At 38.7% G+C, this 13,049-nt stretch carries 11 protein-coding genes; 8 read left to right on the plus strand and 3 right to left on the minus strand.

The genetic code is table 11. The features are described from left to right. Positions 1-119 precede the first annotated feature (119 nt). The 4 genes from FQ204_RS03825 to FQ204_RS03840 all read left to right on the plus strand — a co-directional run bounded on the left by FQ204_RS03825 (position 120) and on the right by FQ204_RS03840 (position 4,077). On the plus strand, positions 120-2,219 hold the full coding sequence (locus tag FQ204_RS03825) for a C69 family dipeptidase (RefSeq protein ID WP_144208814.1): 2,100 nt from the start codon (positions 120-122) through the stop codon (positions 2,217-2,219). 190 nt (positions 2,220-2,409) lie between these two features. Beyond that, entirely contained in the window at positions 2,410-2,637 is a 228-nt protein-coding gene (locus tag FQ204_RS03830) for a helix-turn-helix transcriptional regulator (protein WP_144208817.1), read from the plus strand. Continuing rightward, positions 2,615-3,334 carry a DUF3169 family protein gene (locus FQ204_RS03835; protein ID WP_260843549.1) on the plus strand — a complete coding sequence of 240 codons (720 nt, stop codon included), beginning with the start codon at positions 2,615-2,617 and terminating at the stop codon, positions 3,332-3,334. The genes FQ204_RS03830 and FQ204_RS03835 overlap by 23 nt, the downstream gene beginning before the upstream one ends. Before the next feature lie 41 nt (positions 3,335-3,375). Further along, positions 3,376-4,077, plus strand: coding sequence for a CPBP family intramembrane glutamic endopeptidase (locus tag FQ204_RS03840; protein WP_144208819.1), 702 nt, complete (start codon positions 3,376-3,378; stop codon positions 4,075-4,077). Between the two features lie 107 nt (positions 4,078-4,184). Here FQ204_RS03840 and nrdF read toward each other — a convergent pair whose 3' ends face one another. From nrdF to nrdH, 3 genes are all read right to left on the minus strand, one after another. Beyond that, on the minus strand, positions 4,185-5,144 hold the full coding sequence (nrdF, locus tag FQ204_RS03845; protein ID WP_144208822.1) for a class 1b ribonucleoside-diphosphate reductase subunit beta: 960 nt from the start codon (positions 5,142-5,144) through the stop codon (positions 4,185-4,187). A 118-nt stretch (positions 5,145-5,262) separates the two neighbouring features. Continuing rightward, positions 5,263-7,422, minus strand: a complete 2,160-nt coding sequence (gene nrdE / locus FQ204_RS03850) for a class 1b ribonucleoside-diphosphate reductase subunit alpha (protein ID WP_144208824.1) — start codon at positions 7,420-7,422, stop codon at positions 5,263-5,265. A 339-nt stretch (positions 7,423-7,761) separates the two neighbouring features. Further along, positions 7,762-7,980, minus strand: a complete 219-nt coding sequence (nrdH, locus tag FQ204_RS03855; protein WP_003023812.1) for a glutaredoxin-like protein NrdH — start codon at positions 7,978-7,980, stop codon at positions 7,762-7,764. A 393-nt stretch (positions 7,981-8,373) separates the two neighbouring features. Here nrdH and FQ204_RS03860 point away from each other — a divergent pair, with 393 nt between their 5' ends. The 4 genes from FQ204_RS03860 to FQ204_RS03875 all read left to right on the plus strand — a co-directional run bounded on the left by FQ204_RS03860 (position 8,374) and on the right by FQ204_RS03875 (position 13,040). Next, complete coding sequence (locus tag FQ204_RS03860) at positions 8,374-8,637, plus strand: phosphocarrier protein HPr (protein ID WP_003023815.1); 264 nt, start codon at positions 8,374-8,376, stop codon at positions 8,635-8,637. Position 8,638: 1 nt separating this feature from the next. Continuing rightward, the gene (gene ptsP / locus FQ204_RS03865; RefSeq protein WP_144208827.1) at positions 8,639-10,372 is read left to right on the plus strand and encodes a phosphoenolpyruvate--protein phosphotransferase; all 1,734 of its coding nucleotides are present in this window, start codon (positions 8,639-8,641) and stop codon (positions 10,370-10,372) included. Between the two features lie 157 nt (positions 10,373-10,529). After that, a complete protein-coding gene (uvrC, locus tag FQ204_RS03870; RefSeq protein WP_144208830.1) occupies positions 10,530-12,329 on the plus strand; it encodes an excinuclease ABC subunit UvrC in 1,800 nt (599 codons plus the stop codon). Positions 12,330-12,434: 105 nt separating this feature from the next. Then, on the plus strand, positions 12,435-13,040 hold the full coding sequence (locus FQ204_RS03875) for a nitroreductase family protein (RefSeq protein WP_144208832.1): 606 nt from the start codon (positions 12,435-12,437) through the stop codon (positions 13,038-13,040). Positions 13,041-13,049 lie beyond the last annotated feature (9 nt).

Below are 13,049 nucleotides of genomic sequence, written 5' to 3' on the forward strand. Positions count from 1 at the left end.
TAAAATAGGCTTAAAATAGTATACTAAATTTAAGGTATACGGTTTTAAAAAGGTGATAAGAGTGATGCTCACTCTTAAAAGTTGATGTATTCAACATACAATCATAAAAGGAGAAATATATGAAAAAATTGATTTTTCGATTAACAATTATGTTATCTGCTCTTATTCTCTTTCCTTTTCAAGCAGTTGAAGCCTGCACAGGCTTTATTGTTGGGAAGAATTTGACAGCAGACGGTTCGACTTTGTATGGTCGTACAGAGGATTTGGAGCCTAATCATAACAAAGTCTTTAAAGTTCATCCAGCCAAGGACAATCAAGCAGGAGAAAAGCTGATTGATGAAGCCAATGGTTTTGAATGGCAATTACCTGCGCACAGCTATAAATATACTTCTGTTTCAGATGTGACACCGAAAGATGGTATTTTTGATGAAGTAGGCTTCAATGAGCATGGAGTTTCCATTTCTGCTACAGTGTCAGCTAAGGCGAATAAAGCTATCCAAAAAGTTGATCCTTATGTGGAAAAAGGTTTAGCAGAATCCATTATGACAACGGTTGTCTTGCCACATGTAAAAACAGCTCGTGAAGGTGTGGAGCTCATTGCAGAGATTGTCAAAAAACAAGGTGCTGCTGAAGGAAACATTGTGACAATTGCAGATAAGACAGGTGTCTGGTACATGGAAATCTTATCTGGTCATCAATATGTTGCCATTAAATATCCAGACGACAAATATAGTATTTTCCCTAACACCTTCTTCTTAGGAAGTGTTGATTTTAATGACAAGGAAAATGTCATTGCTTCAGAAAATGTGGAAAAAGTAGCACGTGATGCTAATTCTTATAAGGAAATTGATGGCAAGTTCCATATTTCCCAATCTTACAATCCGCCGATGGCAGAAGCTGATCGTTCGCGTGCTTGGGCTGGTATTAAGGCTTTGAACCCAGACGCACCAGTCAATTATGATGATAAATATTTTGATTTGTTGCAATCTAGCAATAAGAAAATCAGCGTTGCAGATGTGATGCGGATGCAGCGGAACCGTTTTGAAGGTACGCAATTCAAACCACTAGACCAAATGGAATTAGACGGTAAAGGCATTCCTCAACGTGGAAAAAACGATCCAGTTTATAAATATCCACTTGGAAATCCAAATGTAATGGAAGCACATATTTTCCAATTGAAAGATAATATCCCTGCCAGCATGGGTGGCGGTACAATGTGGCTTTCTGTTGGTAGTCCTCGCTTTGCTCCATACTTGCCATATTATGGAAATATTAACAATACTTATGCTGCTTACCAAGTTGATACGACGCAATACAACAAGGATTCTTGGTATTGGGTTGCCTCTCACATTTACGACATGGCTGCCAAACATCAAAAATTATTTGGCAATAGCATTCAAGAAAAATGGAAAGCTTTGGAAGCACGATTGATTGATGAACAAGCTAAATTGGATGAACAATACGCAGCTACAGGTGGAGCTTCGTCAGAGGAAGTAACTGCATCTAGTATGGAGCGTGCAGAGGAAGTCTTTAAAGAAATGAAAGCTCTAGAAGCTGAAATGGAAGAAAAGATTAAAAATGAGCAAACGCCACCAAGCTCTAGCTCAGAACCATCTTCAAGTACAAGCGAGTCATCTTCAACCACATCTTCAACTTCGTCTACATCTCAATCTCAATCTTCGTCAAGTACAAACGAAACTTCCACATCTAGTTCATCAGATGTTGAAAAACCAAAACCAAGCGAAACTTCTGATACCTTAGTGGATACAGCCACAGGTGTTCGCTTGCAAAATGCGGATTTAGTAAAAGCTAATCTCAAATTAGCAGTTAAAAAGACGATTGAAGAAAATGCAGACAGCTATGACATTACCTTGACCAATCCAAAAGGTGAAGCAGTGTCACAAGTCAGCTCAACATTAGTGACAGTACCAGTGAAGCAAGGTGCTACGGTGGAATCTGTTTATGCTATGAAAGACGGAAAACAAGCAGAAAAATTTGATTTTGTTCTCAACAAAGACCAAACGATTAGCTTTAAAACAACACACTTCTCTACTTACAAAGTGAATTATAAAGTTGTTAAAAAAGCGCCGAAACCAAAAAAACGTGGCTTCCTTCCATCAACTGGTGAAAAAGTGACTTTCCTTGGTTTAGCAGGAATCGTCATCTTAGGAGTTGTCATCTTTATCTTAGCAAAACGTTCAAAAAAGAATCATGAATAGTTGAAGCAAGACAATCAATATCATGTTTAAGAATTCCCTCAAAGTTAGGTACAGACTAACTTTGGGGGATTTTTATATGGGTTGAATAACTATATACGATAAATTGACAACGATAATACTATTTTTGACAATAATATTTGTCAAAATGACAAGGATATGTTATAATAAAATTGTGAGAGGAGGATGTGGTATGAAGTTGAGAAATCGTCTCAAGGAACTTCGAGCGAGAGATAGACTCAATCAAACAGAACTAGCCAGAAAAGCAGGAGTTTCTCGACAAACCGTCAGCTTAATCGAACGGGGAGAGTATGCTCCGTCTGTTATCATTGCCTTGAAGATTGCTCATATTTTTGGAGAAAATATAGAAAATGTATTTTACTTAGAGGAGAATAGCGATGAAAAAATGGATGAAAATTAGCGGTTTAATAGTAGTGAGTATTTTGCTAGGAATTTTTGTAGCCAGTAGCTGGCTCGGAAATTTCCATTTTCCAACTTTTTTAAATAGCACACTTTTCGGGTGGATGATTCGTGTGTTCAATCTGATTTTATTCTGTATGACGATTTATTTACTATCTTCTAGCCGGAAAATTCAGAAACAATCGGAATCAAGAAAAGAAAATGAGTTAAATGAGCAGCTTTACCAGAAGATGTTTAAAACTCTGGAATACGGCACGATTTCCTTAGATGTGATGACAATTTTGGTAATTTTTGATATACTAACTTCACTTAGTGTAGCCATTACTAGAAATAGTCTTTTGCTCACAATGAGTTTGTTTCCTTATTTAACCTTGCTTTTTGTCATATATGGGCAGTATTATCTCCAAAAAACAATTGAGCAGGTTCGGCATTTTAAATTACCAGTATTTGCATTTCCTGAAGATATTTTAGCATTCATGAAAACTTATGATGAAGCAGAAAGAGAAGCGCATTACGAACAGAGCTTTAAGATTCTTTTTCAGTTAAATCAGTTCATTTTGCCAGCACTTTACATTTTTATCTTTGTCATTTCGCTTAGCTTACGCGAGATTCAATATCTTCCCATTGCAATTGTGGTATTTATCCATCTTTACATCAATGTCATGAACATCTCTATGGTGAAAAATTATTTTAAATAAAAAACAAACTCCATAAAATAGGTATAAAGGGAGAATCCTTAATGAAAAAAATAGCCCATATTGGACTTGGAATTTTAAAATTATTGGGACTAATTGTTTTAGTCATGGCCATCAATGGCATTCCTATGTTGTTTCTAGCTAGAGGGCAAGATTTGCCCGTGTATATAGAGATTTTACTGGTGTTAGCCTACCTTGTACTCATGTTTTTTGCTATCCGCACTTTATGGAGGAAATACCAGACACATGTCTCAGAGGATGTCAAAGTTCTGTCATTTTCTTGGGGAGATTTTGGGAAAGCCCTGCTATTCTTTTTAGTGGCAAGAGTGGTAGCAGTAGTTGGAACTTATCTAAATATTCTTTTAACAGGACAAAGTACGACCAGTAACGATAATGCTTTACAAAGTCTAGGAAAAATTATGTCTGTTGACCATATCTTTTTTGCTTTGTTATATGTAGTAACTGTTGCAGTGATAGCTCCGATAATTGAAGAATTGGTATTCCGCGGTTTTGCAACAATCTTTTTCTTTGAGAAAGATCAAAAAATAGTGGCAGCGATTATAACATCTATCATTTTTGCACTTCCTCACATCTCAAAATGGACAGAGTTTCCACTTTATTTTGCTATGGGATTAGTGCTTTATGTTGCCTTTGCACGTCGAGGAAATCTGAAAGATTCAATAGCTGTGCATATTTTAAACAACACACCAGCAGCTCTCGTTATGCTGTTTGCGATGTTTCAATAGCGATGTAAAAATAGTACAATAACACAATAAAAACACGAACGGAGTTTTAGTTCCAGCTACTTGCTGGCGTTGCTTCATTCGTGTTTTTGTGTTATCAGATGTTTATTTTATAACCCGTAATTGTAATCATCATCTTGCATGGCTTCAACTTCACCAAGAAGATAACCGTTTCCGACTTGAGAGAAGAAGTCGTGGTTAGAGGTTCCAGTTGAAATACCATTCATGACAATGGGATTGACGTCATCAGCCGTGTCAGGGAAAAGTGGGTCTTGACCAAGATTCATGAGAGCTTTATTAGCATTATACCGAAGGAAAGTTTTGACTTCTTCTGTCCAACCGACACCGTCATACAAGGTTTCTGTATAGCCTTCCTCATTTTCATAGAGGGTGTAGAGCAGGTCGTACATCCACTCCCGGAACGTTTCTTGTTCTTCCTCTGGCAATTCGTTGAAGCCTAATTGGAATTTATAGCCGATATACGTTCCGTGGACAGATTCGTCACGGATAATCAATTTGATGATTTCAGCTACATTGGCTAACTTGTTATTTCCAAGATAGTAAAGCGGTGTAAAGAAACCAGAATAGAAGAGGAAGGTTTCCAGAAAGACACTGGCAACCTTCTTTTCAAGAGCATTTCCATTGAGGTAAATCTCGTTGATAATTTCCGCTTTCTTTTGCAAATAAGGATTTGTATTGGTCCATTCAAAGATTTCGTCAATTTCTGATTTTGTGTTGAGGGTTGAGAAAATAGATGAATACGACTTAGCATGAACAGACTCCATGAATTGGATGTTATTCAACACAGCCTCTTCATGAGGCGTGCGAATATCTCCTCGGATAGCTTCAACACCTGATTGGGATTGCATCGTATCCAATAATGTTAATCCGCCAAATACCTTACCAACAAGGTCTTTTTTTTCAGGTGATAATTTTCTCCAGTCATCCAAATCGTTGGAGAGGGGGATTCGCGTATCGAGCCAGAATTGCTCGGTCAGTTTTTCCCAAGTAGATTTGTCAATGACATCTTCAATGGCATTCCAATTTATGGCTTTGTAATAGGTTTTCATGTTGATTACTTTCTTTTATTCCAGTTGATTTTTATCGTTTATAGATTGTTTAAATTTGTCTGAAAGGCTTATATAACGGTTGTTGTACTAGCATAAACAAGAGAAACTTTAGTCCTCCTTAAATCACGCAGCTCTCACACTGATTAGCTCCAACTTCGCCACCGTCATCTGTAAAGGTACGGACATAATAGATTGATTTGATGCCCTTGTTAAAGGCATAGTTGCGCAGGATAGACAGGTCACGCGTGGTTTGTTTGCTCTCGGTTTTCCATTCGTAGAGTCCTTGTGGAATGTCGCTACGCATAAAGAGGGTCAGAGATAATCCTTGATCTACGTGTTCAGTAGCTGCTGCATAGACATCAATGACCTTGCGCATATCCATATCATAAGCACTGGTGTAGTAAGGAATCGTCTCAGTTGACAGTCCTGCTGCTGGGTAGTAGATTTTTCCGATTTTCTTTTCTTGGCGTTCTTCGATGCGTTGTGTAATTGGGTGGATTGAAGCAGAGACATCATTGATATAGCTGATAGAGCCATTTGGGGCAACAGCTAAGCGATTTTGGTGGTAAAGACCGTCTGTCATGACTTTCTCGCGCAGTTCAGTCCAATCTTTGGCAGAAGGGATAAAGATATTTTCAAAGAGTTTTTTCACTCGGTCATATTTTGGTACAAATTCGCCAGTCACATATTTGTCAAAGTATGAACCATTTGCATAGTCAGATTTTTCAAAGTTGTGGAAGGTCACACCGCGCTCGCGGGCAATATTGTTGGACTCAACAAGTGTCCAATAATTCATGAGCATAAAGTAAATGCTGGTAAACTCAACAGATTCAGCTGTTCCGTATTCAATCAATTGTTGAGCCAGATAACTGTGCAAGCCCATGGCGCCCAGTCCGAAAGTGTGAGCTAAGCTGTTGCCATGATCAATAGTCGGAACGGCTTTGATATGAGAGCTGTCTGTAACAAATGTCAGCGCCCGTGTCATGGTTCGGATAGACTTACCGAAATCTGGTGAAGTCATCATATTAACCACATTGGTAGAGCCAAGATTGCAAGAAACATCCGTTCCCAAGCGTAGAAATTCCTGTGCATCATTCAGAAGACTGGGTTCTTGTACTTGCAGGATTTCGGAGCAGAGATTACTCATGATAATCTTGCCATCCACTGGATTCGCACGATTAGCTGTGTCAATATTGACTACGTAAGGATAGCCAGATTCCTGCTGCAACTTGGAAATCTCAGTTTCTAAATCACGAGCTTTAATCTTCGTTTTGTTAATCTTAGGATTGGCCACCAATTCGTCGTATTTTTCAGTAATATCAATATAGGCAAATGGAACGCCATATTCCCGTTCGATAGAGTAAGGACTGAAAAGATACATTTCTTCATTCTTGCGAGCCAATTCATAAAATTTATCTGGAATAACAACACCTAAAGAAAGGGTTTTTACCCGCACTTTTTCATCGGCATTCTCTTTCTTGGTTGAAAGAAAAGCGATAATATCTGGGTGAAAGACGTTGAGATAGACAACACCAGCTCCTTGACGTTGACCTAATTGATTAGAGTATGAAAAGCTGTCTTCAAAGAGCTTCATAACTGGTACTACACCAGAAGCAGCACCTTCATAGCCCTTGATAGGAGCGCCAGCTTCCCGCAGATTGCTGAGGGAAATCCCAACGCCACCGCCAATCCGTGATAGCTGCAGAGCTGAGTTAATGGAGCGTCCGATAGAGTTCATATCATCTGTCACTTGAATCAAGAAGCAAGAAACCAATTCACCACGACGGGCACGTCCAGCATTAAGGAAACTTGGAGTTGCAGGTTGATAACGTTGGTGAATGATTTCATTGGCAATATCTTTGGCAATTGCTTCATCACCGTTGGCAAAATAGAGCGCGTTGAAAAGAACGCGGTCTTCCATACTTTCAAGGTAATACTCGCCGTCATTTGTTTTAAGAGCATATTGATTATAGAATTTATATGCTGCCATGAAAGACTTGAAATGGAAATCTTGCTCATGAATGAAAGCAGCCAGTTCTTCAATGTATTCAGGTGAATAAAGCTGGATGAATTCTTTTTCTAGATAATTTTCTTGAATTAAATAGTGAATTTTTTCCGTAATAGAAGAGAATTTTTTCGTATTTGGTTCAACATTTTCTTTAAAGAATGCTTCCAAGGATTCCTTATCTTTGTGAAGCATAATTTGTCCGTTGATTGGACGGTTGATTTCATTATTGAGACGGAAATACGTCACATCTTCCAATTGTTTGAGTCCCATAGTGTTCCTTTTTCTAAATGATATTTTTGCAAAAGAAAGTGGGAATGAGACAAAAAAATCAATATTTCGTAAGAAATCGATTTTGTCGTCCCACCCCCGCATAGTTAACTAGGTTGGTCGCCATTCCTTGTGGAACAAGGAATTAGAACGGTCAGTCAGTAATTGAGGCTGAGACTACGAACTAAAAATTTTCAAATTTTAGCTCTCTCACTCCCAATTGTGCAGGTTAAATCTAATGGATTAAAGTCAAAAGATTTTCTTCTAAGCAATTGTAAGAATCTGGAAAAAACTTTTATCTCAGACTTGACTGGTTCGTTCTATGATGCAAATGCAACAAAATTATGACAGTTTTTTCAATTTGCCTGGTTGAAAACCGGAAAATGCTTCTGTTGGAGTTTGGACAACCGGTGCAGCATTAAAACCTAAGCTTTTCACATGATCGATGTATTCAGGCTGTTCGTCCAAGTTGATTTCACGATATTCTACATGATTAGTGTCTAAGAAGCGTTTTGTCATTTTGCACTGCACGCAATTATTTTTTGAGTAAATAGTTACCATAATAAACTCCCAATTTCTTTAAATTCAGTATGGAATTAGTATATCCAAAGCAGGAAATTTTGTCAACCATTATGCTCTAAATATTGTGTTATATTTTATTATTTTAAATATAAAATACTAGATATGGTGTTTTTGAAAAATGGAAACTCAGAGAAGCAACCCGCTTTTAGCCTTGTTGCATCACGTTTTTCTTATCGGATTATAGACTAAACATTTATCTGTAAGTTGAATAGTGAAAATATTGTTTTAATGAAATTTCAGTAATTCTCATAAAAAAGGCTTGCTGAATGTACATAAAATTCTTGAAAAAATTTTACAAAGATGTTATAATCTAGAATTGTAAGGGTTATCACATGAGACCCCAAAAAGATTACATTAAAGGAGAGTCAAACTATGGCTTCTAAAGATTTCCACATTGTGGCAGAAACAGGTATTCACGCACGTCCAGCAACTTTGTTAGTTCAAACTGCTAGCAAATTTGCTTCAGATATTACTCTTGAATACAAAGGTAAATCAGTAAACCTTAAATCAATCATGGGTGTTATGAGCCTTGGTGTTGGTCAAGGGGCTGATGTAACAATTACTGCAGAAGGTGCAGACGCTGATGATGCAATTGTAGCGATCGCAGAAACAATGACAAAAGAAGGATTGGCTTAACATGACAGAAATGCTAAAAGGAATTGCAGCATCTGACGGTGTTGCTGTTGCTAAGGCATATCTACTCGTTCAACCGGATTTATCATTTGAGACTGCTTCAGTCGAAGATACAAACGCAGAAGAGGCTCGTTTGGATGTAGCTCTTGAAGCTTCACAAAACGAGCTTTCTGTTATCCGTGAGAAAGCAGTAGATAGCCTTGGAGAAGAAGCAGCTCAAGTATTTGATGCTCACTTAATGGTACTTTCTGACCCAGAAATGATTGGTCAGATTAAAGAAACAATTCGTGCGAAAAAAGTGAATGCTGAAGCAGGTCTGAAAGAAGTAACAGACATGTTCATCACTCTCTTTGAAAATATGGAAGATAACCCATACATGCAAGAACGTGCAGCAGACATTCGCGATGTGACCAAACGTGTGTTGGCTCACTTGCTTGGTGTACGCTTGCCAAACCCTGCTATGATCAATGAAGAAGTGGTTGTGATTGCTCACGACTTAACTCCTTCTGATACCGCTCAGTTAGATAGAAACTTTGTTAAAGCTTTTGTAACCAACATTGGTGGACGTACAAGTCACTCAGCTATTATGGCTCGTACTCTTGAAATTGCTGCGGTTCTTGGAACAAATAACATTACTGAATTAGTGAAAGACGGTGATATTATTGCCGCAAATGGTATCACTGGTGAAGTGATTATCAATCCAACTGAAGAACAAATTGCAGATTTTAAAGCCGCTGGTGAAGCTTATGCAAAACAAAAAGCTGAATGGGATTTGCTGAAAGATGCTGAAACAGTAACAGCTGATGGAAAACATTTTGAATTGGCTGCAAACATCGGTACACCTAAGGATGTCGAAGGTGTGAATGCAAATGGTGCAGAAGCTGTCGGACTTTACCGTACTGAATTCCTTTATATGGATTCACAAGATTTCCCAACAGAAGATGAGCAATATGAAGCTTATAAGGCTGTTTTGGAAGGAATGAATGGTAAGCCAGTTGTTGTCCGTACAATGGACATCGGTGGCGACAAAGAACTTCCTTACTTTGATTTACCAAAAGAAATGAATCCGTTCCTTGGATTCCGTGCTCTTCGTATTTCAATTTCGGAAACAGGAAATGCAATGTTCCGCACACAATTACGTGCACTATTGCGTGCATCTGTACATGGACAATTGCGTATCATGTTCCCAATGGTTGCTTTGTTGACTGAATTCCGTGCAGCAAAAGGCATTTTGGAAGAAGAAAAGGCTAAATTGCTTGCAGAAGGTGTTGCAGTTGCGGACAATATTCAAGTTGGTATCATGATTGAAATTCCAGCAGCAGCAATGCTTGCTGACCAATTTGCAAAAGAAGTTGACTTCTTCTCAATTGGTACTAATGACTTGATTCAATACACAATGGCTGCTGACCGTATGAACGAACAAGTTTCCTATCTTTATCAACCATATAACCCATCTATCCTTCGCTTAGTGGATCGAGTGGTGAAAGCTGCTCACGCTGAAGGCAAATGGGCTGGTATGTGTGGTGAAATGGCAGGTGACCAAACTGCTGTTCCACTTCTAGTTGGTATCGGTCTGGATGAGTTCTCAATGAGTGCAACATCTGTTCTTCGTACACGTAGCTTGATGAAGAAATTGGATACGAAGAAGATGCAAGAACTAGCTCAACGTGCTCTTACAGAATGTGCAACGATGGAAGAAGTTCTTGAACTTGAAAAAGAATATCTTGATTTTGAATAATATCGAAACAGAGGTCATTGTCAATTAGGACAATTGCAGTTTTGATGATAAGAAGGCAGGGATAATTGTGTTCCTGTCTTTCTTTATATTGCAAATCATTTAGACTTTCTGTGTTCCTTTTTACTTCCTTTTGCTCATTTTTGCTATAATGATAATTATGAACAACTTGATTAAATCAAAACTAGAACTGCTACCGACCAGTCCAGGTTGCTATATTCATAAAGATAAAAATGGCACGATCATTTATGTCGGAAAAGCTAAGAATTTGCGTAATCGGGTGCGCTCTTATTTTCGTGGGAGCCATGATACTAAAACGGAAGCGCTGGTGTCTGAGATTGAGGATTTTGAGTTTATTGTCACGGAGTCTAATATTGAAGCCTTGCTGCTTGAAATCAATCTCATTAAGGAAAATCAGCCTAAATACAACATCATGCTCAAGGATGATAAATCCTATCCTTTTATCAAAATTACCAATGAGAACTATCCACGTCTAATCATTACACGTCAGGTTAAAAAGGATGGGGGACTCTACTTCGGTCCTTATCCTGATGTAGGTGCTGCCAATGAAATTAAGCGCTTGCTGGATCGAATTTTTCCTTTTCGCAAATGCACCAATCCGCCTGAGAAGGTTTGTTTCTACTACCACATCGGACAGTGCCGAGCTCATACTATTTGCCATAATGAACCACATTTTTTTCAAGATATGGCTCAGGAAGTAGCAGATTTCCTTAAAGGCCATGATGATAAGATTATTGATGAACTAAAAAGGAAAATGACCAGTGCTGCTGAGAAAATGGAGTTTGAAAAAGCAGCTGAGTACCGCGACTTGCTTCAAAGTATTGCGACGCTTCGCACTAAGCAACGAGTCATGGCGAAGGATTTGCAGAATCGGGATGTTTTTGGTTATTATGTGGACAAAGGCTGGATGTGTGTGCAGGTTTTCTTTGTCCGTCAAGGAAAACTCATCGAGCGAGACGTGAATATGTTTCCTTATTACAATGATCCCGATGAGGATTTTCTGACCTATATTGGTCAATTTTATCAGGAAAAATCTCATTTGGTGCCGAATGAAATTTTGATTCCGTCTGATATTGACGAGGAGGCAGTGCGGGCACTGGTAGATACGAAGGTGCTTAAGCCTCAGCGAGGAGAGAAGAAACAGCTGGTTAATTTGGCTATTAAAAATGCGCAAGTTAGTTTGCAGCAGAAGTTTGATTTGTTGGAGAAATCTGTTGAAAAAACACAGGGAGCTATTGAAAATCTAGGGCAGTTGCTCAATATTCCCACTCCAGTTCGGATTGAGTCCTTTGATAATTCCAATATTATGGGAACCAGTGCTGTTTCAGCTATGGTGGTCTTTGTCAATGGAAAGCCCAGCAAAAAGGATTATCGCAAGTATAAAATTAAGACAGTTGTTGGTCCTGACGACTATGCTAGTATGCGAGAAGTGATTAAGCGTCGCTATAGCCGAGTCATGCGCGATGGTTTAATACCGCCTGATCTTATTGTCATTGACGGTGGTCAGGGTCAAGTCAATATTGCTAAAGATGTCATTCAAAATCAATTAGGGTTAGATATTCCTATCGCTGGTTTGCAAAAGAACGACAAGCACCAGACGCATGAATTGCTCTTTGGCGATCCGCTGGAAGTAGTCGAGCTGTCCCATAATTCGCAGGAATTTTTCCTCCTGCAACGCATTCAAGATGAGGTGCACCGCTTTGCCATTACCTTCCACCGCCAGCTTCGCTCAAAAAACTCCTTTTCTTCGCAATTGGATGGTATTGAGGGTCTAGGACCCAAGCGCAAGCAAAATCTGATGCGACACTTTAAATCCTTGACCAACATCAAAAAAGCCAGCGTGGATGAAATTGTCGAAGTGGGTGTCCCGCGAAAAGTAGCGGAAGCCGTGCAGGAGAAATTGAGCAAATCTACAGATAAAAAGATAACCAACTCCTAGACTTTAGGGAAACAAGTTCATTAGTCTATTTCTTATCAAAACCTCTGCAAGCTCTTCCAATTTATGGTAAAATAAAATTAGTATAATAAGAAAAGGAAAGTCCCTATGAAATTTCTTGAATTAAATAAAAAGTGTCATGCAACGAAGCATTTCAATGATAAGGCAGTTGATCCGAAAGATGTGCGGACGGCGATTGAAATTGCAACTTTAGCGCCAAGTGCTCACAATAGCCAGCCTTGGAAAGTTGTAGTTGTGCGTGAGAAAAATGCAGAGTTAGCTGAGATTGCTTTCGGTGCAAACAAAGACCAAATCACAGAAGCACCTGTGACGATTGCTCTTTTTACAGATACAGATTTGGTTAAACGTGCTCGGAAAATTGCTCGCGTAGCTGGGGTCAATAATATGTCCGACGAATTGTTGCAATATTATATGCAAAATTTACCGGTTGAATATGGGCATTATTCTGAGCAACAAAAAAGCGATTATTTGGCATTAAATGCTGGTTTGGTGGCAATGAATCTTGTTTTGGCTTTGACCGATCAAGGAATTGGTTCCAATATTATCCTTGGATTTGATAAGTCAAAAGCCAATCAAGTGCTAGATATTGACGAACGCTTCCGTCCAGAACTTTTAATTACCGTTGGTTACACAGACGACAAACTGGAGCCAAGCTATCGTTTGCCAGTGGACGAGATTATTGAAAAACGTTGATAGAAAGGA

Origin of the sequence: Streptococcus constellatus, from assembly GCF_902167705.1 — a bacterium.
GTDB lineage: Bacteria > Bacillota > Bacilli > Lactobacillales > Streptococcaceae > Streptococcus > Streptococcus constellatus_A.